The organism is Rhizobium sp. P40RR-XXII (assembly GCF_012641405.1).
Classification (GTDB): domain Bacteria; phylum Pseudomonadota; class Alphaproteobacteria; order Rhizobiales; family Rhizobiaceae; genus Rhizobium.
The window spans coordinates 554,407-576,939 of the sequence record NZ_JABAII010000002.1; the positions used below are offsets into that span (position 1 = coordinate 554,407).

The following is a 22,533-nucleotide window of genomic DNA, read 5'->3' on the forward strand; positions in this document are numbered from 1 at the left end:
CCATTTATTTGCACTGCACAAAAGACCTCCTCGCGCCTATATGGAGTGCAAGCGCTGAGACGGTAATCGTACCGCTCGCAACCAAGATACCGAGGATAAGATCATGAACCCGATTCGCATTGCAAAGAACTGGATCAGCTACCGCCGCACTCTGAACGAACTTGGCAACCTCTCCAGCCAGACCCTTTCGGACATCGGCGTCAGCCGCTACGAGATCCGCAATATCGCTTCTCGTTCCTTCCGTTAATCGTTAGGAATTGCAGACTGCTTCAAGACGGCGCCTTTCGGCGCCGTTTTTGATTCCGGCGATTAACGTGCATCGTTCGATTTCATCGGCTCGCGGAGATTGCGTTGATTAGCGGCGAGCCGCTCGCCCCCACTGGCGCCGGGATGGCAACCATGTGCCCCAAGCGGAATAGCCGCTGCCGCCATCACGCGCGATTTTGGAACGGAACCGCGTCTTTTCTCATTTACAGGTGGAGATCTTTTGACAGGGAGGCGTGAGAATGCAAATCCAAGGAATTTACGCCGCGCTCGCGACGGCGAGCATGGATAGAGCGGAGACGTTCTATACCCAACTTTTCGACCGGGAGCCCGACGATCGCCCCATGGATGGGTTGATCCAATGGCGCAACGTCGCAGGCGCAAACATTCAAATCTTCCATGACCAGGAGAAGGCGGGGTCCGGCAGACTGACCATTGTCGTGCCGAAAATGGATGAAGCCCGCAAATCGCTCGAAGACTTTGGCGTGAAGCTCACAGGTGAATTGGACGGTGACTACGGACGGATCGCCCAGTTCGCAGACCCTGACGGAAATCGCATCACTCTTGCAGAGCCGCCTTCGAGGCCCTTCAACACATAGCCCCCATTAAGCGCGAGACCAGAGACAAGTTCGGCGGAAGACCGAACGAACGGAAACTGATTGCATGCAACGAAAGAAGACATCGCTCTTGCGCATGTCGTTGCCATAAAATCACTGCACACTTTTGCGCGACATGCTTTAGCAAAGCATTGGATCGCTGCCTCGCCCGTGATAATGACGCGCGCATGACACAGACCAACTCCCATTCCCCCATCCACGTCATCGGCGGCGGGCTTGCCGGCTCGGAAGCCGCATGGCAGATCGCCAGGGCCGGCGTGCCCGTCATCCTGCATGAGATGCGCGGCGTGCGCGGCACGGAAGCACACAAGACCGACAGCCTTGCCGAACTGGTATGCTCCAACTCGTTCCGTTCCGACGACGCGACCAGCAACGCCGTCGGCGTCATCCATGCCGAGATGCGCATGGCAGGCTCTCTCATCATGGCATGTGCGGACAAGCATCAGGTGCCGGCTGGTGGGGCGCTCGCAGTCGATCGCGATGGTTTTTCCGCAGCGGTAACCCAGGCGGTGGAGAGCCATCCCTTGATTACCGTCGCCCGCGAGGAAATCCAGGGCCTGCCGCCCAGGGAATGGGACCAGGCGATCATCGCCACAGGTCCGCTGACGGCGCCCGATCTTGCCAGCGCGATCCAGGCCGAAACCGGCGCCGATGCGCTTGCCTTCTTCGACGCCATCGCACCGATCGTCTACCGCGACAGCATCAACATGGACATCTGCTGGTATCAGTCGCGCTACGACAAGGTCGGCCCGGGCGGCACCGGCAAGGACTATATCAACTGCCCGATGGACGAAGCCCAATATAATGCCTTCGTCGACGCCCTGATCGCCGGCGATGCCGTCGGCTTCAAGGAATGGGAAGGCACGCCCTATTTCGACGGCTGCCTGCCGATCGAGGTCATGGCGGAGCGCGGGCGCGAGACCCTGCGTCATGGACCGATGAAGCCGATGGGCCTGACCAATGCGCATAACCCGACGGTCAAGGCCTATGCCGTGGTGCAGTTGCGCCAGGACAATTCGCTCGGCACGCTCTACAACATGGTCGGCTTCCAGACGAAGCTGAAATATGGCGCACAGGCGGAGATCTTCCGGCTGATACCCGGCCTTGAGAATGCGGAATTCGCGCGCCTCGGCGGCCTGCATCGCAATACCTATATCAACTCGCCGACCCTACTTGATGGTTCGCTGGTGCTGAAATCCCGGCCGGGCCTGCGTTTTGCCGGCCAGATCACCGGCTGCGAAGGCTATGTCGAAAGCGCCAGCATTGGGTTGCTCGCCGGCCGCTTCGCGGCTGCGGAACGCAAGGGCGAAGCACCGTCGTTGCCGCCAACTACGACGGCGCTCGGTTCGCTGCTGAACCATATCACCGGCGGTCATATCGTCTCGCACGAGGAGCCGGGCAAACGCTCCTTCCAGCCGATGAACATCAATTTCGGGCTTTTCCCGGAACTGCAGCCGGGATCGATCGTCAAGCCGGAGGGCGTCAAGCGCTTCCGCGGCAAGGACAAGACCATCATGAAGCGCCAGCTCATCGCCAAGCGTGCACTTGCCGACTGCGCCGCGTGGTTAGGCGTTCAGGCGCCTTTGCTTGCGGAGAGTGCCTGACGGTTCGAGCTGAGCTTTCGGAAATTTCAAGCTTTGGCCGGCGATGCCTGCTCCTGCGGCTTGGCGTCTTCACCGGCGATATAATTGCCGAGCAGCCAGAGCGATACTTCCGCGGCTTCGGCGGGCGTCTTGAATTCGAACGTGCCGTTATGGTGAGGCGCGTCCAGAAAATCGACGGTCAAGCCGCGACCGGTTGCCGAAATCTTGGCATAAGCCCTGCCGGGCTCGATCAAATGAACGCTGAAATGGTTGCGCACGTTGCGCATGAATCCGGCTTTGTCGTCATGAAGTCGTACGAAGACCGCCTGTCCATCGATCGCCGTCTGTAGCTGGCGGATCGCCTCGGTCGGAAAGGCGCGGCCGAATTCCAGAATGGCGAGGCCGGTATCGTGCAGGCCGTCTTCCTTGTTCTGCGATGCCATGCGCGTCGCGTAGTAGGCAACGACGATGACGATCGCGAACAATATGCACCAGACGACAATACCCACGGCGACTCCCCCTGACATGCAATTCAGTGCCCGGCCCTCTCCATACATGCCGAGACTTGCGCGAACTTGGCGTATTTTAGATTTTCTTTGTAATCGACGCCATCGCCATGCGCATCTGCCGGCGCCATTGCGGCAATGCCAGGGATCGATCGAAAAGACCGGCGCCATGCTTCTGTGCCTGCTTCAGGACCGGCTCGGCCAAGGTGACGGGCAGAAAGGCCGGGAATACCGCCTGCGGTATGGCCCCCGCCGCCCTCGCCTTGGCAAGATGCTCGCGGCCCAGGCCGGCAAATGCCTCGATCGCCGCTGAAATGCGCGGCCCATCCTCGCCGGCAAGGAAGGAATCGCGATCGAGACCGGTTGCCGTCAAAATCTCAAGCGGCAGGTAAAGTTGGCCGCGATGACGATGGGTCGGCATTAGCAGCAGCTGCCCGGCAATCGCCTGTGCGACACCGGCATGTCCCGCGGCATCCGCGGAACGCTTGGCGTCATCCGCCGACAAGACCAGACTTGCCAGCTGGATCAGCGCCGAAGCCGTCTCGCCGGCATAGCCTTCCAAAGTGCCGCGCGTTTCCATCGGATCGTCGTAGAGATCGAAAATGCGCGCATCGATCATGTCAACCAGCGTCTGGCGCGGCAGGCGGTATTGCTCGATAGCCGTCAGGAGTTCGGCGGCAATCGGATTGGCCTCGCTCGAGCCATGGGCCTGCCCTTCGAGAAGATCGCGCCAGTATTGCATGCGCACTTCACCGGGCAGCGGTTCGTGCACAAGATCCCGCACGCGCGCCAGCTCGGCATTGAAGGCATAGAGCGCGGCAAGCGCAGGACGCTTCTCTTCCGGCGCCAGCAGACAGGCGAGATAGCGATCGCGATCGGTGTCGCGAAGCGTGGCGAGGCAGATGTCCCGGTTGCTACGGGGCGCAGCTGTTGTCGTCATACGTGGATCCGAAGGTCAGACGGCGATCAGCGCCGCAGCCACGGCACGCGACTCGGACAGCATGATGTTGAAGGTGCGCACGGCAGCGCCGGTGCTCATCGGGTCCGACGAAATCTGCTTGCCTCGCAGGGCGGCCTTCAGCTCGGCGGGGAGCGGTCGCAGCTCCGTGCCGGTGCCTACGAGCAGCACTTCGATCTCCGCAGCTTCATCGAGCACCTTCTGAAAGCGGTCCGGTGTCAGCGCATCGCCTTGCAGCATGTCCCAGGCGTAAATGCCGGAGGGCAGGCAAAGCAGCGAGCCGCGATGCGACATGTCGGCAAAACGGAAGCCGCCATTGCCATAAGCGTCGATCGGGGCGCGCCCGGGAAAATGCGCGTTACGGATTTCTATTCCTTTAGCCAATGTCTCACACCGCTGGTTTGCCTGACTGGATATCGCCGGCAGCGGGTCCATTGCTTTCGCCGCCGGTCTGGAACTTGTCCGGCCGCAGCTTGAACAGGATCAGCACCGGCGCCGCAATATAAATCGACGAGAAAGTGCCGACAGCAACGCCGAAAAGCAGCACGAAGGTGAAGGCACGGATCACCTCGCCGCCGAAGATGTAGAGCGCGAAGAGCGCCAGGAGCGTCGTCGCGGACGTCAGAATGGTACGAGATAGTGTCTGATTGATGGAGGCGTCGATCAGGATCGGCAGCGGCATCTGCGAATAGCGCTTCAGGTTTTCGCGCATGCGGTCGTAGACGACGACCGTGTCGTTCAGCGAATAACCGACAATGGTCAGGATCGCAGCGATGCCGGTCATGTTGAATTCCATGCCGGTCAGCACGAAAAGACCGAGCGTCAGAATGACATCGTGGAGCGTCGCGATGATCGCGCCGATCGCAAACTGCCATTCGAAACGCACCCATATGTAGATGAGAATTGCTGCCAGCGCCGCCAAAACGGCAAGGGATGCGGTGGTGGTGATTTCACCCGATACGGCGGGACCGACCACCTCGACGCGTGAGAAATTATAGTCCTTGCCCAATTCCTCCCGCACGAGGGATACGGCGGATTGTTCGGCATTTTCACCACCCTCCTGTGCGTGGACGCGAATCACGGCGCCGAGGCGATCGGCAAGCCGCTCGACGCGCACATCGCCGGGAATGACGGCTTCGAGGCGCGATTGAATATCCGCCACGTCGGCAACACCCTGCTTGGCGCGGACCTCGATGATCGATCCGCCGGCAAAATCGATGCCGAGATGCATGCCGACCGTCGCGAAGGCGACAAGCGTGATGACAGACAGAGCCGCCGATACCGTGAAGGTGTAACGGCGGATGCCCATAAAGCGGATATTGGCATTGTCGAAAACTCCGCTCCGCACGCCGACCAGCAACGTGCGCGGCTTGCGACGCGATATCCACATATTCACCAGCGACCGCGTAACGAAGCAGGAGGCGAAGAACGTGGTGAAGACGCCGACCATGAGGGTGGCAGCAAAGCCGCGAACCGCACCTGTGCTCGCATAGAAGAGAATCGCTGCGACGATGAGCACCGTCAGATTGGCGTCGGCCACTGTCGCGGCCGCCCGGTTGAAGCCATGCCGTAAGGCATCGACGAGCAGATGGGTTTTCTTTTCCTCCTCGCGCACCCGCTCATAGACCAGCACCAGCGCATCGAGGCCGATGCCGATGATCAGGACGATGGCGGCAACACCCGGAAGCGTCAGCGTGATGCCGAGCAACCCCATGGCCGCGATCACCATGACGATGTTGATGAGGAGCGCGATGGTCGCGATGATCCCGAGCAGACGATAGAAGCCGATCATCAGGGCCGCGACGAATATGCCGGCTGCGATGCAGGCTATCACGCCATAGCGTGCGGCCTCGCCGCCGAGGCCCGGTTGGATGGTCCGCTCCTCGACCGTCGTCAATGTTGCCGGCAGCGGCCCGCTTTTGATCATGACGGTCAGATCCTGCGCGCCCTGAACAGTGAAATCTCCGGGAACATCGATCTCGCCGGTGGCGATAACCGTCTTCAGGGAAGCCGCGGAGATGACCTGATCATCGAGAACGACGACGGTGATCTTGCCGAGATTGCTTGCGGTCGATTGCGCGAAGCGATGGGTAGCTTCCGGCGTCAGCTTGACGGAGACCGTCCCCTCGCCGCTCTGGTCGTTAGTGACGGAAACCGCGTTGGAAAAATCGACGTTCGAAAGCAGAGGTTGCCTCTGCACGAGATAGCCGACCGGCGGGTCATCTTCGGAAAACAGCACGTCCGATCCGGCGGGCGGATGATTATCCATCGCATCCTGTACCGTCATCGATGGATCGACGAGGCGGAAGCTGAGCTTGGCGGGCTGCCCGAGGAGATTCTTCAGCCGCTGTGCATCGGCGAGATCAGGCACCTGCACGACAATGCGATCGGCGCCCTGCCTGCGGATCTGAGGTTCCCCTACTCCAAGCTGCGCGATGCGGGCGCGGATGACCTTAATCGAGCGCGCGATTGCCGAGGTAACGTGGCGATCGATATCCGCGTCGGTGATATCGAGCGTCATCGCGCCGTTTTCGCCCTGCGACAGAGCGACCGCCTGCTTGTCGGAGCCGGTCGTCAGCGGCTGCAATGCCGTCAGAGCGGCTTGAACCTGTGCGGGATCATTGATGCGAAGCTGGATCTTGCGGCCGGTGCCAGTGAGGCCGGAATAAGCGACATTGACAGTGCGCAACCGTGTTGCGATATCGCCGACAATGGTTTCCAGGCGATCCTTCTCGACATCGCCTCGCTCCATCTTCAACAGAAGATGAGAACCCCCGCGAAGATCGAGCCCGAGCTCGATCTTTCGATGCGCCCATGCGGGCAACGATGAAAGCGAGCGCTCGCCGAGCAGATTGGGAACGGCCAGAAGCACGCTCAAGAGAACGACGAACCAGATCAGGGCGGTCTTCCACCAGGAGACGTGCAACATCGCTCTCTCGAGTTAGGGCTTCCCTACCGCGCCCCGCTTTCAAAAGAAAATGCAACGGGCGCAGTAACATCTTGAATTTGTGCACAATCCTTCAAGAAAGTCGATGACGATTTTCGAGAATGCGCGGGCGGCGGCGAGCGCCGCTTCAGCCAAGCGCCTTACGCGGCATCCGCCTTGACCGGCTCACCCTTGACGCGAACTTCTGAAATGGCGCTGCGGACGACGCGGATGCGCACACCTTCGGCGATCTCGACTTCCAGTTCCTTTTCGTCGATGACCTTGGTGACCTTGCCGACGATGCCGCTGGTGACGATCTGATCGCCGCGACGGATGTTCTTCAGGATCTCGTCACGCTTCTTCGCCTGTGCGCGCTGCGGCCGGATGAGAAGGAAATACCAAACGACCATCAGCGGCACAAACAGGATGATCATTTCAAAGCCGGATCCGCCGAACATGCCTGCGGCCGAATCTGTCGCGCTCTGCGCATATGCGTTGGTGATAAACATCGAGAACTCCCTTGAACTCCGAGCGGGAACAGGCCCCGCCTCAGGTGGCCGGAATATAGTTACGCGCATGGCGATTGCAACAAAAACAGCCGCCAACCGTACCGTTTTCCCGGTCTGTTAGCCTTTCAGCCCCCAAAGGAGCATGATACCCGGCAAGACAGCGCGCATTTTACGACTTTCTTGTTCAATATTCAGGAGGAAACGGTGACTGAAGACCAAAACGCCCTGATCCTTGCCGAGGTCCGCCGCCTTGCCGACGCTGTCGAACGCCTCGCCGGGCCGGCTCCGGCCGTCAACGACTGGAATGCCGCCGATTGTTTCGTCTGGGTTCCAGTCCGGCTCCACCTGCAGCCGGTTCCCCGCCCGAACCGCGTGGCGCTCACCCTCATTCGCGGCGTCGACCATGTACGCGACATCCTGCATGAAAATACCTTGCGTTTCGCCGACGGCTTTGCCGCCAACAACGTGCTGCTCTGGGGCGCGCGCGGGATGGGCAAATCATCGCTGGTCAAGGCCGTGCACGAGGACGTGCGCCGCTCGACCGGCGTTTCGCTGAAGCTGATCGAGGTGCATCGCGAGGACATCTCGTCGCTGCCCGTGCTGCTCGATATCCTGAAAGCCGCACCGCATCGCATCATCATCTTCTGCGACGACCTCTCCTTCGATCACGACGACACAGCCTATAAATCGCTGAAGGCGGCGCTGGATGGCGGCGTCGAGGGACGGCCGGACAATGTGGTGTTTTACGCAACATCCAACCGCCGCCACCTCCTGCCACGTCATATGATGGAAAACGAACAGTCGACGGCGATCAATCCCTCCGAGGCCGTGGAAGAGAAGGTTTCACTCTCCGACCGTTTCGGGCTCTGGCTCGGCTTTCACAAGTGCAGCCAGGAAGATTATCTGCAGATGATCGACGCCTATGCCGATCATTTCAAGCTCGGCCTCGAGCGCGCGCAAATGCATCATGAAGCCCTTGAATGGGCAACGACCCGCGGCGCCCGCTCCGGCCGCGTCGCGTGGCAATATATCCAGGATCTCGCCGGGCGCCAGCGTATCGTGCTGGAACGGGATTGATCTTCAATCAACTAGGCCATGAACGACAAAAAGCCCGGCGTTGACCGGGCTTTTTGCAGAGTCCTTGAGACGCACTATCTATTCAAGGAACGTCATTGGGTTGACCGGGGCCGAATTCTTGCGGACTTCGAAGTGCAGCTGCGGCTGGCTGACATTGCCGCTCATGCCGGAGGTTGCCAGCGTCTGGCCGCGCTGAACCTTCTGGCCGCGGGTAACGCTGAGCGCATCGGCATGGCCGTAGACGGTGACGGTACCGTCGTCGTGACGAACCAGAACCGTGTTGCCGAGCTCCTTCAGGCCGTTGCCGGCATAGATGACGACACCGTTTTCGGCGGCCTTGACCGGCGTGCCCTCGGGAACGGAGATGTCGATACCATCATTGCGGCTGCCGTTGACGTTGGAGCCGTAGCCGGCAACCACGGCACCGCGAACCGGCCAGCGATACTTGCCGATGCCGGTTGCTTCCGGCGCATCGGCCTGCGCATCCGACTTGGCCGCGTCGTTGATGGACTGGCTCGGGGAAGCGGAGGCAACCGCCTGCGGCTTGGCATCGGCTGCGGTATCCGCATGAGCGACAGCCTTGGGGGCCTGTTTTGCGATCGGTTCGGCGGCCACCTGCTTCGGTTCCGCGACCGGCACGGCACCGGGCTTGGCCGAAACCTTCTGCGGTTCGATGGAAGCGGTCTTGACCGGATCTGCAGCGGCAACGGCGCCGTGCGGCAAGGCAAGCGCCTGACCGATGCGAATGCTGTCGCCGGCCTGCATATTGTTCGCACGCTTCAGTTCGGCGACGGTGACACCGCTCTCCTTTGCGATGCGAGCGAGCGAATCGCCCGGCTTGACCACGTAGGTGCCGGTGCCCTTCGGGGTCGGACCCTTGCCATTTCCGGCGGCAAGCTTGTTGGGATCGGCAAGGCCGGCCTGGGATTTGCCGCGCATCTGGTTGCCGGAAGGCAGTGCGAGGGCTTCCTGCTGCGGCGCCTTGGCCGGAGCCGGCATCTTGCCGCCCTTGGAAAGATCCGTCGCTTCGGACGCCATCTTGGCCGGGCTTGAGGCACCAGCGCCATTCATAGTCGGAATGATGATCTGCTGACCGGGCTGAGCACCCGCACTGTTACGCAGGCCGTTGGCGCGCAGAATTTCCTTTTCCGGAACGCCGTAGCGGCGCGACAGAAGCGCAACGCTTTCGCCCTGGCGCAGCGTCACGCTTGGCGCGTTGACGGTGGTCCAGCCCGGAGACATTTCAGGCGCGGCGGCCGTCTTGATCGTGCCGGTCGACATTGCGTCGGGTGCGAGAGCCGGTGCCGGGCGAGAGCCGTTATTGTTATGCGACGCCGGGAACGGCTGAGCAAGCGCTTCGCTTTCGGCGCGCGAACCACCACGGGGACGCGCCGCACTGGCGGAGGCGCCGGGAGGAGCAAGTTCGGTGCGCTGAATTGCAACGGGTGCGGTGGATGCACGCGCGCTGGAGTAGGACGGATTATAGCGAGCCGGCGAGTTCGGGTAGGGTTGCGATACCGGCGCGCTCTGCTGCGAATAATCCTGCTGACCGTAACCGCCGGCCTGCGCGACATCGGCGCGCGGCACCGGATCGCCATTCGGACCATTCAAACCGCGCCGGTTGATCGAACCGGTCGTCACATTGTCGGTCTTATTGAAGAGCCCGCTGAACCGGGTCGTGTCTGAGCTACAAGCCGTCGCGGTGCTCGCCAGAAGAATGGCCACCAGGACTTTCCCTGCCGATTTACCGAAATTCGAAGAAAGACTGAAACCCATGACTCGACCCACTTGAGACGCAACCGATTATGGGTCGATTAAAGCGCGTTAATCTTACCATGCGGTTAAAGCACTGGTGCGGCATGTGTTTTTTTGAGGAATTGCTAACCATAGAGGATGAAACGGCGCCGAGACGCCTTGTTTCACAGGCATTATCCCGAATTGAGCCTCAAAGATAAGAGGCAAGCATCGGCACGATGGGCTGATAGGGAACATCGAACAGCTCTTCGCGCTCGAAGCGGCTGCCGGTCTTCGTCAGCCGCACCAGGCGGCAAACATCGTCCGATACCATCAGCGGCGCGATCATCGATCCGCCCGATACCAGCTGCTCGGCATAGAAGCGCGGCATGGTCGGAAATGCGGAGGTGACCAGGATGCGGTCGAAGGTGCCCTCGCCCGGCAAGCCGGCGCTGCCATCTGCCTGACGGATGACGACATTGCGCAGCCCGAGGGTATCCATGCGCTGCTGCGCCGAGGTCGTCAGCGTCCTGTAGCGGTCGATCGTCAGAACACGCTCCACGATTCGCCCCATGACGGCGGCGGTGAAACCGCTTCCCGTTCCGATTTCGAGAACGCGGTGCCCCGGCTTGATCTTCAGGCTGTGGAGAATGCGCACGACCAGATCGATGCCCTCCATGAAGGAACCGCAATCGATCGGAATCGTGCGGCTGGAATAGGCATCATCGGAAAATTGCGGCGGCACGAAAGGTAGGCGCGGCGTCTGCTCGACCGCCGTCATCAGATCGATATCCAATATGCCTTCCGCCCGCAGCCGCAGAACCACGGCCGCAAAGCCTTCCTTTTCCACCAAACGAGGTGTCAATCCGCTACTCCATACCGAGCGCCCGCGCCACGCGGTCTTGCGCCGAATAATCCGTCAGATCGAGTTTCAAAGGCGTTACCGAAATACGATTTTGTTTCAACGCCTGAATATCGGTTCCCGGACGGAAGATACCATTGCGTTCGCCGAAGCGAAGCCAATAATAAGGGAAGCCGCGACCGTCGGCCCGCTCCTCGACCTGCACATTGAAGGCGAGATTGCCCTGCGCCGTCACTTCCGCTCCCGCCACGTCATCGGGGCGGCAGTTCGGAAAGTTGAGATTGAGGAAGGTACCGTCCGGCAGATCGACATCCATGAGCCTGCCGAGCAAGGCCGGCGCATGCGTCTCGGCCACATCCCAGGGCACGACACGCGCGCCGTTTTCATAGACATAGGCCTGGCTCAGCGCGAAGGAGCGCACGCCCTGCAGCGTGCCTTCGATCGCGCCGGCTATGGTTCCGGAATAGGTCACGTCATCGGCCACATTCGAGCCGGAATTGACGCCCGAAAGCACCAGATCCGGCTTGCCGTCCATAACCTGCCGGATCGCCATGATGACGCAATCGGTCGGCGTTCCCCTGAGCGCAAAGTGCTTGTCGGAGACCTTGCGCATGCGCAACGGCTCGGAAAGGCTCAGCGAATGGGCAAGGCCGCTCTGATCCGTCTCGGGCGCGACAACCCATACATCATCAGACAAAGTGCGGGCGATACGCTCCAACGCCGCCAGTCCTTCGGCGTGAATGCCGTCATCGTTGGTCAGAAGAATACGCATCGCCCCACCGTTCGATTATGCCGCTTTCTCGATCCTCTTCACACCACCCATATATGGCAGCAGTGCGTCCGGAACAGTGACGGACCCGTCGGCATTGAGATAATTCTCGAGAACGGCAATCAGGCAGCGGCCGACCGCCGTGCCGGAACCGTTCAGCGTATGAACGAACCTAGTACCCTTATCGTCCTTGCCGCGATAGCGTGCATTCATGCGCCGGGCCTGGAAATCACCGCAGACCGAGCAGGACGAGATCTCGCGATAGGTATCCTGCCCTGGCAGCCAGACTTCGAGGTCATAGGTCTTGCGCGCGCCAAAACCCATGTCGCCGGTCGAGAGCGTCATGACACGATAGTGCAGGCCAAGGCGCTTCAGCACCTCCTCGGCGCAGGCCGTCATCCGCTCATGCTCGGCGATGGAGCTTTCAGCATCGGTGATCGATACAAGCTCGCACTTCCAGAACTGATGCTGGCGCAGCATGCCGCGCGTATCGCGACCGGCGGAACCGGCCTCCGAGCGGAAGGACGGCGTCAGCGCCGTGAAACGCAGAGGAAGCTTCTCCTGATCAAGGATGTCGCCGGAAACGAGATTGGTAAGCGAAACCTCCGCCGTCGGGATCAGCCAGCGACCATCCGTGGTCCTGAAGGAATCCTCGGTAAATTTCGGCAGCTGGCCGGTTCCGAACATCGCCTCGTCGCGCACCAGCAGCGGTGCGCTGACTTCGGTATAACCATGCTCGCTGGTGTGCAGATCGAGCATGAACTGACCCAGCGCCCGCTCAAGGCGCGCGAGTTGCGAGGTCAGCACGGTGAAGCGCGAACCGGAAAGCTTGGCGGCACGCTCGAAATCCATGTAGCCGAGGGCTTCGCCGATATCGAAGTGCTCCTTCGGTTCGTGGTTCCAGGTCGGCTTGGCACCCCAGACATGCTTGACGACGTTGTCATGCTCGTCCTTGCCGACCGGCACATCCTCGAGCGGGATGTTGGGAATGCGAGACAACGCGTCGTGGAGCCCGGCCGTCAGCGTGCGCTCTTCCTCTTCCGCAGCCGGAAGCGAGGTCTTGATGTCGGCGACTTCGGCCTTCAGCTTCTCTGCAAGCTCGCTGTTCTTCTGCGCCATCGCCGCGCCGATTTCCTTCGAAGCGGCGTTGCGGCGGGATTGCATATCCTGGACGGACTGGATGACGGAGCGGCGCTTCTCGTCGAGCGCGATGAGGCTTTGCGACAGAGGCTCCGCACCGCGCTTGGCAAGCGCGGCATCCAGAGCCTCGGCGTTCTCACGAATCCATCTGATATCAAGCATCTTCGTTCCAGGTCGTTTGACATAAGTACAACTCCGACCGAGGTCTCGGTCGGAGGTCGAAACGGCAATGGCTGGGAAACGAGGCTAAGCCTTCCTTGCCTAGACGTTATCCGTCTTGGTGATCTCGGAAGTCCCGCCAGTCTCGTCAAGCGCTTGCCGGTTACGCTGGCGTTCCACGAGTCGCGCCGCGTAGATGGAAATCTCGTAGAGAAGGATCGTGGGCAGTGCAAGGCCGATCTGGGACATCGGATCCGGCGGCGTCAGCACTGCAGCGACGATAAAAGCGAAAACGATCGCGAACTTGCGCTTCTCGGCCAGCCAGGAGGAGGTCAGCAAGCCGACGCGCGCCAGCAGCGTGGTGATGACGGGCAGCTGGAAGACGAGGCCGAAGGAAAAGACCAGCGTCATGATGAGGCTCAGATATTCCGAGACCTTCGGCAGCAGCGCGATGCCCACCTGACCATCGGCCGGCGCCTGCTGCATCTTCAGGAAGAACCACATCACCATCGGCGTGAAGAAAAAGTAGACGAGCGCCGCGCCCATCAGGAACAGGATCGGAGATGCGATGAGGAACGGCAGAAAGGCGGAACGCTCGTTCTTGTAGAGACCCGGCGCCACGAACTTATAAATCTGCGCGGCGATGATCGGGAATGAAATCACCAGGGCGCCGAACATCGCGACTTTCACCTGGGTGAAGAAGAATTCCTGCGGGGCCGTATAGATCAGCTCGGCCTTGGAGAGATCGAGATGAGCCCATTCGACCGCCCATTTATAGGGATAGACCAGATAGTTGAAGAGATGCTTTGCCACTGCAAAGCATCCGATGAAGGCAATGAAGAAGGCCACGATCGACCAGATCAGCCGCGTTCGCAATTCCATAAGGTGTTCGATAAGCGGCTGCGGCTTATCATCGATATCACCCGTCATGCCTGGTCCTTCTTCTTGGGCGTTTTAGGCGTCGCCTTGCTGGCTACAGCACGCGCCCTGGGAGCGGGAGGCGTCTTTGCTACAGCGGCGGTCGCAACCTTGCGCGGGGCACGCTTCGGTTTTTCCGTAACGACGGGCGTCTGGACAACGGCGGCCGCGACATCGTCAACCTTGGCAACCGTCTTCGCACGCGGCTTGCGCACGGCCTTCGGCTTTTCGACGGCTTTGCCTGCGGCGACCTCACTGGCAACGGCGGATGGCTGCGGAGCGGGAGCGGTCACCAGCGGCGAATTGCTCGGCGTGGCCGTAGCCGCAAGCGCTTCCGGCAAACCAGCCGAAACGCCGGGCACCGGTTCGGCTGGCAAAGGAGTCGAGGTTGCGGCGGCCTGATCCGGCGTTGCCGCGCGCTGCAGATCGGCCTTTATCTCATTGCCCATCTCGCGCAGCGGGTTCATCGCCTCCCGCAGCGCGTTGACCGGATTGAGCTTCTGGGCATCGGCAATCGTCTGGCGCACATCGCCCAGCTCCGCCTCGCGCATGGCCTCATCGAACTGAGCGCGAAATTCGCCAGCGACTTTCCTCGCGCGAGCCGTCATCTTGCCGATGGTCCGCAATGTCGACGGCAACTCCTTGGGGCCAATCACCACCAAGGCCACGACGCCAATAACCACAAGCTCGGACCAGCCTATATCGAACATGCAAAGGCTCCTGGGCTAACGGCAAGCCTTTCAGCTTGCGGCCTGCCCGACATGATTACTTCGTTTCGTCAGCCTTGTGCTCGACCGTACGGGACGTCGTCGTCGCGGATGTCGACGTATCCTCGTCGTCGTTCATGCCCTTCTTGAAGCTCTTGATGCCCTTGGCGACATCACCCATCAGCTCCGGGATCTTTCCACGGCCGAACAACAAAAGCGCGATGGCCAGGACGATGAGCCAGTGCCATATGCTTAGAGAACCCATTGCTTTAACTCCCAATTACAGTGTCTTCCCGATGTAAGACGTTTGCGGATGTTTTTCAAACAACAAAATGCAGTGCATCCACGCATATCAGGATGATGAACGTCCATGCAGGCGACCAAACGTCTCCAAATCGAGAGGATGATTTTCATATTCGCATCCGCTGATGGCAAAAGCGAGACTTGGCCGGCAGTTTAGCGAAAATCCGCCGATAGAATTACGACCCCATTTCACAGGTCGTTCCTGGAGGGCCATTCCCGGTGAGACCGTGGCAGGCAACCGATGGAGTCAGTCGCCGGAGCTTGCGCCGCTGGGCGGCAGGATCCCTAGCTCTTCTAGATCCATCTGGGTAATCGGATCCTCGTCCTCGGTCAGCTCGTCGTTCATCAAGGGCGACGGGATGTTGAAATTGGCCGGAATCCGACCTGACAGCAGCCCTGCCCCCTTCAACTCTTCGAGACCGGGCAGATCGCGCAGCTCCTCCAGGCCGAAATGGTCGAGGAAATCGCGCGTCGTGCCGAGCGTGACCGGCCGCCCCGGCGTCCGGCGGCGGCCACGAAAGCGAACCCAGCCGGCCTCCATCAGCACGTCGAGCGTGCCCCTGGATGTCTGCACGCCCCTGATATCTTCGATTTCGGCGCGCGTCACCGGCTGGTGATAGGCGATGATGGCCAGCACCTCCAGCGCGGCGCGCGACAGCTTGCGCACCTCGCTCTCGTCGCGCCGGATCACGAAGGAAAGATCCGCAGCCGTACGGAAGGCCCAGGCTCCATCCACCTGAACAAGATTGACGCCACGCATGGCGTAATCGGCCTTGAGCTTCCGCATGACGGCGGGGATATCGACGCCGCGCGCCACGCGCTCGGCGATGAAGGCCTCCGAGACCGGCTGTGCCGAGGCGAAAACCAGCGCTTCAGCGATCCGCTCTGCCTCGCTCAACCGGCGCTCGTCGATCTCAAGCGTTTCCGCCTCGGGTTCCATGTGCTCGTCGTCCGGCTCGTTCACGCTCGTCCCTGTCCTATTCCGCTGCTTCCAGCGACGAATGCTTCGGCCCGCGCCGCATATAGAGCGGCTGAAACGCGCCTTCCTGGCGAATTTCCAGCTGACCCTCGCGCACCAGTTCGAGCGAAGCCGCAAACGCGCTGGCGATGGCCGTTACGCGCTCGCTGGCCGTCGTCATATAGCTCAGCAGGTAATGTTCCAATGCCGTCCAATCGGTGATCTCACCAATCATGCGGTCGAGAATGACGCGGGCATCGGCGAGCGACCAGACGCTGCGCTTCTCGATCGTCACCTGGGTCACAGCCTGACGCTGGCGCAGGCCGGCATAGGCCGTCAGAAGATCATAGAGGCTGGCATCGAAGGCGGATTGGCGCCGATCGGGAATATGTTCCGGTGCGCCGCGCGCGAAGAAATCCCGGCCGAGACGATTGCGATTGACGAGGTCGGTTGCCGCGTCGCGCATGGCCTCCAGGCGCTTCAGGCGGAAGGCGAGCGTCGCCGCCATCTCCTCGCCCGTCGGGCCGTCTTCCTTGATTTGCTGCGGGATCAGCAGCTTGGATTTCAGATAGGCGAGCCATGCGGCCATGACGAGGTAATCGGCCGCGAGTTCGATGCGAATGCGCCGGGCACGTTCGATGAACTGGAGATATTGCTCGGCAAGCGCCAGAACGGAAATGCGGGACAGATCGACCTTCTGGGTGCGCGCCAGGTGCAGCAGGAGATCAAGCGGCCCTTCGAAACCTGCAAGGTCGACGACCAGAGCCGGCTCATGCAAGCCGCGCTGCGCCTCGCCCTCCTGCCAGAGCTTGTCCATCGGCGTTGCCGCCTGCTGAAGCTTTTCCGTGCCGCTCACCTTGTCACCGTCCATTCCTCGAAGCCCGGTTTACGCCACCGCGAACATCGCGTCGAATTCTGCGCGGACCGCAGCTTCGTCGGCACCGTCGCTTTTTCCGAATGCCGCTTCGACCGCCTTGACCCTTGCCAGCGATGCGCCCGCCGGCGCGGGAACATTGCGCACGACCTGCCGCATCTCGTCCATGACGCCATTGCAATGCAGCACGATATCGCATCCGCCCGCAATAATATTTGCCGCACGCTCGCCGATCGTACCCTTGAGGGCGTTCATCGAGGTATCGTCCGACAGGAGCAGCCCCTGGAAGCCGATATGACCGCGGATGATCTCCTCGATCACCTTGCGCGATGTCGTGGCGGGGTTCTCCGGATCGATATCGGTGAAGACGACATGGCATGTCATCGCCATCAGCTCGTCCTTGAGCGCTACGAAGGGCGCGAAGTCATGCGCCTCGAGCTCGGCGCGCGGTACCGAGACGACGGGCAGTTCGTGATGCGAATCCGCAAAGCCGCGCCCATGACCGGGCATGTGCTTCATGACGGGCAGCACACCACCCGCTTTCAGACCTTCCGCCGCCGCACGCCCCATCTCGGTCACCGTCACCGGATCGCCGCCATAAGCGCGATTGCCGATGACATTGCTCGATCCCTCCACAGGCACGTCCAGCACCGGCAGGCAATCGACATTGATCCCGAACTTCAGCAAATCGAAGGCATGCAGCCTCGACATCAGCCAGGCGGCACGCAGGCCACGCTCGCGATCCTGACGGTAGATATCACCGAGCGCCTGCCCCGAGGGGTAATGCGGCAGGATCGGCGGGCGGATGCGCTGCACCCTGCCCCCCTCCTGATCGATAAAAACCGGAGCATCGCGCCCGACGCTGTCACGCAGGGACGCAACGAGATCGGTGATCTGCGCCGGCTCGGAAATATTGCGTCCGAATAGGATAAAACCCCATGGCTGCTCCCCCTGATAGAAGGAACGCTCTTCGGGCGTGATGGAGTGGCCGCTACAGCCAAGGATCATGGATTTCGATTCGGTCATGTCCGAATCATAAGGCTTGCGCCGGGAAATGCGAGTGACGTCAAGCGGAGATACACAAGAACAGCACATTTCAAACGAAAACGGCGAGCCGAGGCCCGCCGTTTTCAGAAGTTTCGTATCAGATCCTTACTTCGAGATCAGGCAGGTACCACCAGCGGCGCGATAGCGCGTGCAGATGGCCGCGGCCTCGTCCTTCGAGCCGGCGACGACGCGGACGCGATAGTAAGTGCCCTTGCCGGCGATGTCGGCCTTGCGGATCTCAAGCGGATGATTGCCGATGACGCTGGCGAACTTGACCTTGAGGTTCGCCTGCGACTTCTGCGCGTCGGCTTCCGTCGGCAGGGATGCGATCTGAACGCCATATGCGCCGCCGCTCGCCGCCGATGTCGCAGCCGGAGCTGCCGCCGCCGGGCTTGCCGATGCGACCTGCTTCGGCTGCGCCTTGGGCTGAGCTTCCGGGGCCGGAGCGGCTGTATTGGCCTTGGCGGCCGGCTCGGGACGCGCCGTCGGAACCGGGTTCGTCTTGACGACGCGGATCGGCGTGCTTTCGGCGCTGGCAGTATCGCTGCTATCGGGCTGGGCTGCCGTCGGGGTATTTGCCTGAGACGGGCGCGGATTGGCCGCTGCGACCTGATTGTTCGCCGGCTTGGCGACAGCGGTCGTCGTCGTATCGACGGCCGGCTCGTCACGCGGAACCAGCGAGCCATCCGGCTTGACGATCATCGTACGGACCTTGCGCGGCGAGACGGCCGGGACCTGATCGTCGCCATTGGCGGCGACATTGGTGTTTCCGCCGTTCTGGTCGGGCAACAGGCGCGGATCTTCGGTTTCGCCGACCGGCGTCGAGGTGACCTGCTCGGCGCTGCCGTCATCCGGAGAAACCGCTTCCGGGATCAGGGTCTTCTGCACGACATCGACAGGCTGCTCGTTCGAAGAGACGAGCGCCTTCTGCTTCGGCGCAGCGGTGCTGTCGCCCGCGACGCGGTCGTACACGGCCTTGTCCTGATTCGGGACCACGGTGCCGCCCGGATTTTCCGGAGCGACCTTTACCGGGTCGCTGTCGGCGGTGATCACGCGCGGCTCGCCGGAGAGGCTGGAGATCGGCGCACCGTGGCGTACCCAGCTATAGGCGCCATAGGCACCAACACCGAGAACCGCGATAATGGCAGCGGCGGTCGCCATGCCGCGCACCGAGCGCACAGGGCGGCGCCCACCCGCGGCCGGGTTCAGTGTCATTCTGGCGACGTTCTCGACGGGGCTGGACGCTTCGCGGTAGCTGCGGCGGAAGTCTTCCTCCAACGCGCGCTCGAACTCGTCGAATTCCTCGATCGGCTGCTTGGCGACGGCAGCGGCAGGCTGGGCGGCTGCGTTCTTCGACCAGGAAGCCGCAACGGCGGCACCGCCAAAGGCAGTGGCAGCCGACTTGGTCGGCTCGGGTGCCGCCTCCTTGGCCGGAGCACCGAGAAGACTCGCCATCTCGGAATCGAGATCGAAATCATATTCCGGCGCAACGGCGACCGGCTCTTCGGGCTCGATCGGCGGTAGGTGCGGAACGTGCGAGCCTTCGAAGGTCTCGACACGATCCTCTGTCTCGGCGATCTCAGTCGGATCGAAAGGCAATGCCTGTTCTGCCTCGAACACCGGGGCTGGCTTGTGCGCGGCAGGTGTAACCGACGCCGTGGCCTGTACCGGCTGCGGCGCTACAACGGCAGCCACAGGAGCGACCGGCGCCGGCATAACCGGCGTTGCGCGGGAGATGATCGGCTCCACAGCCGGGGCCGGTTGGGCGCTGGAGGATTTGTCGGCTTCGGCGAAATCGAGACCGGCAAGTTCCATTTCGATATCGGCAAGATCGAATTCGAATTCCTGACCGGCAAACGGATCTTCCGCATCAAAGGCGATCGGCTTCGGCTCTTCACGCGACGGTGCGGCCGCAGAAGCAGCCGATGCTATCGAATGTTCGTCAAACGAAACGCTGAAATCGTCAAAGGCCGGTTCTGCTGGCGTCGCGGTCCTGGAAGGGACCGGGTATCGATTTACATCGGCCAGCAGGGCATCGATCTCCGCTGCAAGCGCGGCGGGATCGGCCTTGGCGATCTTTGGCGGCTCGGGCGCCCTGAAGACGGCCGGAGCCGGCTGAGACGCTACGGGCTGCGAAGCCGGTTCCTGGACCTTGAAAGGTTCGACAGGGCCAAGCTGCTCAAAATCCGGCACCTCGTCGAACATTGCCTCGACGGGCGGCGCAACGGAAGGCAATGCGGCCGGCGCCGGCTGCTCGCGCGGCGCAACCGGGGTTGCGAGCGTGAAATTGGCTATCGGCAGCCGCATCGTGGCAGCAGCGGATTGCGGTGTCTTGGCGACCGGAGCTGCCGCCGGCGGTTCGACGGGCGCGGCTTTCGGCGCCGGCTGCAGAGCAGGCGCAATCGACATCTCCAGCTCGTCGATCAGGTCACGAGCGCCGATCGTCGGCTTGACGGGAGCGGCGACCTGCTGAGCAGGCTCTTCAAATTTCGGCTCGACCCGCACCGGCTCGACGGGCACCGGCGCCTCAGCCTGGATCGGGGGAGATACCGGCTCCGTCGGAACGGAAATGTCATTTGCCGGACTCATTCGCGGCGTATCGTACCGCTCGAATTCGCGAAGAAGCTCGTCTTCGAGATTGAAGGCAGGCTCCTGCCGTTGAGCCGCAGGAGTTGCCTGAGCAGCGGGGCGCGGCTCAAAACCTACGATACGCGCGAGTTCTGCGAGCGGATCATCATCCGCAAAGAACTCGTCGTTTCCGCTTGCGCGATACGCCAACTGTTTTTCTGCCATCACCCGTTCCACTCGCAAACACTACAGTTAATGCCAGCGCAATGTGGGTAAATGGTGACGTTTATCGCATTTCGTCCGGTGCTGCGGTCCCGGTTATACCAAGACCCGACTTCAAAACCGACGCGACAGCGTACACCAGCCCAAGTCTGGCAATGCTCAATTCTCGGTTCTTATCGTTAACAAAACGTAATTCAGGTAAATCTTTACCTTTATTCCAGTGTCCATGGAAGGAACTTGCTAGATCGTAAAGGTAAAATGCGATGCGATGCGGCTCTTGCGACTGCGCTGCAGCTTCGATGATTCGCGGGAACTCCGCAATCTTGGCGACAAGCTGCAGTTCGGCCGGATCGGAGATGGCGCCGGCAACAGCCTTTGACAGATCGAGCGAGGCGATATCGAGATCCGGGAAGGCCTCCTTGGCCTGACGGAAGACCGACATGCAGCGGGCATGCGCATATTGCACGTAGAAGACCGGATTGTCCTTGGACTGCTCGGTGACCTTGGCAAAATCGAAGTCCAGTGGTTCGGAATTCTTCCGGTAGAGCATCATGAAGCGCACCGAATCGCGGCCCACTTCATCGACGACCTCGCGCAGCGTGACGAAATCGCCCGAGCGCTTCGACATCTTCACCGGCTCGCCGTCGCGATACAGCTTGACCAGCTGGCACAAGAGCACGGTCAGCTTCGCCGCGCCATCGGAAACGCCGCGCGCGACCGCTTCCAGGCGTTTGACGTAGCCGCCATGGTCGGCGCCGAGAATATAGATCATCTCGTTGAAGCCGCGGTCGAACTTGTTCTTGAAATAGGCGACATCGGCGGCAAAATACGTATAGGAGCCGTCCGACTTGATCAGCGGGCGGTCGATATCGTCGCCCACCTCCGTCGAACGGAAGAGCGTCTGCTCGCGATCCTCCCAATCCTCCGGTAGCTGTCCCTTCGGCGGCGGCAGCGCGCCCTTGTAGACATAGCCCTTGAAGGTCAGGTCGTTGATCGCGGTGCGGATCAGTGCAGCGCCATTGGCATGCAGTGTGCGTTCGGAAAAGAATACGCTGTGTTTGACGTTCAGCGCCTCCAGGTCTTCCTTGATCATCGCCATCATCGCGTCGATGGCGCGATCCTTGATAATGGGAAGCCATTGGTCCTCAGGCATGCCACGCAGCTTGGTACCGAATTCCTTGGCGAGCGCCTCGCCGACGGGAACCAGGTAATCGCCGGGATAGAGACCGGCCGGGATCTCGCCCACCTGTTCGCCAAGCGCTTCGCGATACCGAATGAAGACGGAGCGCGCCAGCACGTCGATCTGCGAACCGGCATCGTTGACGTAATATTCCTTGGTAACCTCATAGCCGGAGAAGGCCAGCAGGTTTGCCAGCGCATCACCGACGACGGCGCCGCGGCAATGACCGACATGCATCGGCCCGGTCGGGTTAGCCGAAACATATTCGACATTGACCTTCTGCCCCCCGCCGAGATTCGAGCGGCCGAATTTCTCGCCCTCGGAGATCATCGTCGCCAGCAGCCGCTGCCAATAGCCGACCGAAAGGCGGATATTGATGAAGCCCGGACCAGCAACCGAGACTTCGGCGACATCGGCGTCTTCCTTCAGCTTGGAGACGATAATCTCGGCGAGCGCACGCGGATTCGTGCCCAGCGGCTTGGACAGCACCATGGCCGCATTGGTGGCGACATCGCCATGGCTGGCGTCTCGCGGCGGCTCCACGCCGATACGTCCGAAGTCAAGTTCCGATCGCTTTTCCCTCACAATATCAATTTGCTCGAGAGCGTTCTTAATTCTTACTTCGAAGTCGGTGAAAAGGTTCATGATATCG

The 22,533-nt window shown here is 61.2% G+C and carries 21 protein-coding genes; 4 read left to right on the forward strand and 17 right to left on the reverse strand.

What is annotated here, in order from left to right; translation table 11 throughout:
• The first annotated feature begins 103 nt into the window (after positions 1 to 103).
• From HGP16_RS06015 to trmFO, 3 genes are all read left to right on the forward strand, one after another.
• Positions 104 to 247, forward strand: a complete 144-nt coding sequence (locus tag HGP16_RS06015; RefSeq protein WP_007690982.1) for a DUF1127 domain-containing protein — start codon at positions 104 to 106, stop codon at positions 245 to 247.
• Positions 248 to 506: 259 nt separating this feature from the next.
• Positions 507 to 863, forward strand: coding sequence for a VOC family protein (locus HGP16_RS06020; RefSeq protein ID WP_168839081.1), 357 nt, complete (start codon positions 507 to 509; stop codon positions 861 to 863).
• Positions 864 to 1,048: 185 nt separating this feature from the next.
• A complete protein-coding gene (gene trmFO, locus HGP16_RS06025) occupies positions 1,049 to 2,485 on the forward strand; it encodes a methylenetetrahydrofolate--tRNA-(uracil(54)-C(5))-methyltransferase (FADH(2)-oxidizing) TrmFO (RefSeq protein ID WP_168839082.1) in 1,437 nt (478 codons plus the stop codon).
• Between the two features lie 26 nt (positions 2,486 to 2,511).
• On the opposite strand, the gene HGP16_RS06030 is transcribed toward trmFO, so the two are convergent.
• The 5 genes from HGP16_RS06030 to yajC form a co-directional block, all read right to left on the reverse strand.
• The gene (locus HGP16_RS06030; RefSeq protein ID WP_168839083.1) at positions 2,512 to 2,973 is read right to left on the reverse strand and encodes a hypothetical protein; all 462 of its coding nucleotides are present in this window, start codon (positions 2,971 to 2,973) and stop codon (positions 2,512 to 2,514) included.
• Positions 2,974 to 3,049: 76 nt separating this feature from the next.
• On the reverse strand, positions 3,050 to 3,910 hold the full coding sequence (locus HGP16_RS06035) for a phytoene/squalene synthase family protein (RefSeq protein ID WP_168839084.1): 861 nt from the start codon (positions 3,908 to 3,910) through the stop codon (positions 3,050 to 3,052).
• A 15-nt stretch (positions 3,911 to 3,925) separates the two neighbouring features.
• The gene (locus HGP16_RS06040) at positions 3,926 to 4,312 is read right to left on the reverse strand and encodes an Mth938-like domain-containing protein (RefSeq protein WP_168839085.1); all 387 of its coding nucleotides are present in this window, start codon (positions 4,310 to 4,312) and stop codon (positions 3,926 to 3,928) included.
• Between the two features lie 4 nt (positions 4,313 to 4,316).
• Positions 4,317 to 6,857 carry a protein translocase subunit SecDF gene (gene secDF, locus HGP16_RS06045; protein WP_168839086.1) on the reverse strand — a complete coding sequence of 847 codons (2,541 nt, stop codon included), beginning with the start codon at positions 6,855 to 6,857 and terminating at the stop codon, positions 4,317 to 4,319.
• A 158-nt stretch (positions 6,858 to 7,015) separates the two neighbouring features.
• Positions 7,016 to 7,363 carry a preprotein translocase subunit YajC gene (gene yajC, locus HGP16_RS06050; RefSeq protein ID WP_149637551.1) on the reverse strand — a complete coding sequence of 116 codons (348 nt, stop codon included), beginning with the start codon at positions 7,361 to 7,363 and terminating at the stop codon, positions 7,016 to 7,018.
• A 204-nt stretch (positions 7,364 to 7,567) separates the two neighbouring features.
• Between yajC and HGP16_RS06055 the strand changes: the two genes are divergently transcribed.
• Positions 7,568 to 8,440 carry an ATP-binding protein gene (locus tag HGP16_RS06055; protein ID WP_168839087.1) on the forward strand — a complete coding sequence of 291 codons (873 nt, stop codon included), beginning with the start codon at positions 7,568 to 7,570 and terminating at the stop codon, positions 8,438 to 8,440.
• A 78-nt stretch (positions 8,441 to 8,518) separates the two neighbouring features.
• On the opposite strand, the gene HGP16_RS06060 is transcribed toward HGP16_RS06055, so the two are convergent.
• From HGP16_RS06060 to argS, 12 genes are all read right to left on the reverse strand, one after another.
• Positions 8,519 to 10,216: a peptidoglycan DD-metalloendopeptidase family protein gene (locus HGP16_RS06060; protein ID WP_168839088.1), complete on the reverse strand. Its 1,698-nt coding sequence runs from the start codon at positions 10,214 to 10,216 to the stop codon at positions 8,519 to 8,521.
• A 169-nt stretch (positions 10,217 to 10,385) separates the two neighbouring features.
• Positions 10,386 to 11,039 (reverse strand): protein-L-isoaspartate(D-aspartate) O-methyltransferase, encoded by a 654-nt coding sequence (locus tag HGP16_RS06065; RefSeq protein WP_168839089.1) that lies wholly within the window; start codon positions 11,037 to 11,039, stop codon positions 10,386 to 10,388.
• A gap of 4 nt (positions 11,040 to 11,043) precedes the next feature.
• The gene (gene surE / locus HGP16_RS06070; RefSeq protein WP_168839090.1) at positions 11,044 to 11,808 is read right to left on the reverse strand and encodes a 5'/3'-nucleotidase SurE; all 765 of its coding nucleotides are present in this window, start codon (positions 11,806 to 11,808) and stop codon (positions 11,044 to 11,046) included.
• Between the two features lie 15 nt (positions 11,809 to 11,823).
• Positions 11,824 to 13,107, reverse strand: coding sequence for a serine--tRNA ligase (gene serS, locus HGP16_RS06075; protein ID WP_168839091.1), 1,284 nt, complete (start codon positions 13,105 to 13,107; stop codon positions 11,824 to 11,826).
• A 99-nt stretch (positions 13,108 to 13,206) separates the two neighbouring features.
• Positions 13,207 to 14,034, reverse strand: a complete 828-nt coding sequence (gene tatC / locus HGP16_RS06080; RefSeq protein WP_168839092.1) for a twin-arginine translocase subunit TatC — start codon at positions 14,032 to 14,034, stop codon at positions 13,207 to 13,209.
• A complete protein-coding gene (gene tatB / locus HGP16_RS06085; protein ID WP_168839093.1) occupies positions 14,031 to 14,732 on the reverse strand; it encodes a Sec-independent protein translocase protein TatB in 702 nt (233 codons plus the stop codon). Before tatB ends, tatC begins: the two co-directional genes overlap by 4 nt.
• Positions 14,733 to 14,787: 55 nt before the next feature.
• Positions 14,788 to 14,994 (reverse strand): twin-arginine translocase TatA/TatE family subunit, encoded by a 207-nt coding sequence (locus HGP16_RS06090; protein WP_015339687.1) that lies wholly within the window; start codon positions 14,992 to 14,994, stop codon positions 14,788 to 14,790.
• Between the two features lie 285 nt (positions 14,995 to 15,279).
• Positions 15,280 to 15,972, reverse strand: a complete 693-nt coding sequence (scpB, locus tag HGP16_RS06095; protein WP_168839184.1) for an SMC-Scp complex subunit ScpB — start codon at positions 15,970 to 15,972, stop codon at positions 15,280 to 15,282.
• A gap of 37 nt (positions 15,973 to 16,009) precedes the next feature.
• Positions 16,010 to 16,861: a ScpA family protein gene (locus HGP16_RS06100; RefSeq protein WP_168839094.1), complete on the reverse strand. Its 852-nt coding sequence runs from the start codon at positions 16,859 to 16,861 to the stop codon at positions 16,010 to 16,012.
• Between the two features lie 15 nt (positions 16,862 to 16,876).
• Positions 16,877 to 17,890: a beta-N-acetylhexosaminidase gene (nagZ, locus tag HGP16_RS06105; RefSeq protein WP_168839095.1), complete on the reverse strand. Its 1,014-nt coding sequence runs from the start codon at positions 17,888 to 17,890 to the stop codon at positions 16,877 to 16,879.
• A gap of 126 nt (positions 17,891 to 18,016) precedes the next feature.
• Positions 18,017 to 20,704, reverse strand: coding sequence for an SPOR domain-containing protein (locus HGP16_RS06110; protein WP_168839096.1), 2,688 nt, complete (start codon positions 20,702 to 20,704; stop codon positions 18,017 to 18,019).
• A gap of 61 nt (positions 20,705 to 20,765) precedes the next feature.
• Positions 20,766 to 22,526: an arginine--tRNA ligase gene (gene argS, locus HGP16_RS06115; RefSeq protein ID WP_168839097.1), complete on the reverse strand. Its 1,761-nt coding sequence runs from the start codon at positions 22,524 to 22,526 to the stop codon at positions 20,766 to 20,768.
• Positions 22,527 to 22,533: the final 7 nt, after the last annotated feature.

What these genes read in the sequence shown, in the direction of transcription:
- HGP16_RS06015 (WP_007690982.1), top strand. Translation starts at nt 104, where the DNA reads ATGAACCCGATTCGCATTGCAAAGAACTGGATCAGCTACCGCCGCACT.
- HGP16_RS06020 (WP_168839081.1), top strand. Translation starts at nt 507, where the DNA reads ATGCAAATCCAAGGAATTTACGCCGCGCTCGCGACGGCGAGCATGGAT.
- trmFO (WP_168839082.1), top strand. Translation starts at nt 1,049, where the DNA reads ATGACACAGACCAACTCCCATTCCCCCATCCACGTCATCGGCGGCGGG.
- HGP16_RS06035 (WP_168839084.1), bottom strand. Translation starts at nt 3,910, where the DNA reads ATGACGACAACAGCTGCGCCCCGTAGCAACCGGGACATCTGCCTCGCC.
- secDF (WP_168839086.1), bottom strand. Translation starts at nt 6,857, where the DNA reads ATGTTGCACGTCTCCTGGTGGAAGACCGCCCTGATCTGGTTCGTCGTT.
- yajC (WP_149637551.1), bottom strand. Translation starts at nt 7,363, where the DNA reads ATGTTTATCACCAACGCATATGCGCAGAGCGCGACAGATTCGGCCGCA.
- HGP16_RS06060 (WP_168839088.1), bottom strand. Translation starts at nt 10,216, where the DNA reads ATGGGTTTCAGTCTTTCTTCGAATTTCGGTAAATCGGCAGGGAAAGTC.
- surE (WP_168839090.1), bottom strand. Translation starts at nt 11,808, where the DNA reads ATGCGTATTCTTCTGACCAACGATGACGGCATTCACGCCGAAGGACTG.
- serS (WP_168839091.1), bottom strand. Translation starts at nt 13,107, where the DNA reads ATGCTTGATATCAGATGGATTCGTGAGAACGCCGAGGCTCTGGATGCC.
- tatC (WP_168839092.1), bottom strand. Translation starts at nt 14,034, where the DNA reads ATGACGGGTGATATCGATGATAAGCCGCAGCCGCTTATCGAACACCTT.
- tatB (WP_168839093.1), bottom strand. Translation starts at nt 14,732, where the DNA reads ATGTTCGATATAGGCTGGTCCGAGCTTGTGGTTATTGGCGTCGTGGCC.
- HGP16_RS06090 (WP_015339687.1), bottom strand. Translation starts at nt 14,994, where the DNA reads ATGGGTTCTCTAAGCATATGGCACTGGCTCATCGTCCTGGCCATCGCG.
- scpB (WP_168839184.1), bottom strand. Translation starts at nt 15,972, where the DNA reads ATGGAACCCGAGGCGGAAACGCTTGAGATCGACGAGCGCCGGTTGAGC.
- HGP16_RS06100 (WP_168839094.1), bottom strand. Translation starts at nt 16,861, where the DNA reads ATGGACGGTGACAAGGTGAGCGGCACGGAAAAGCTTCAGCAGGCGGCA.
- nagZ (WP_168839095.1), bottom strand. Translation starts at nt 17,890, where the DNA reads ATGACCGAATCGAAATCCATGATCCTTGGCTGTAGCGGCCACTCCATC.
- HGP16_RS06110 (WP_168839096.1), bottom strand. Translation starts at nt 20,704, where the DNA reads ATGGCAGAAAAACAGTTGGCGTATCGCGCAAGCGGAAACGACGAGTTC.
- argS (WP_168839097.1), bottom strand. Translation starts at nt 22,526, where the DNA reads ATGAACCTTTTCACCGACTTCGAAGTAAGAATTAAGAACGCTCTCGAG.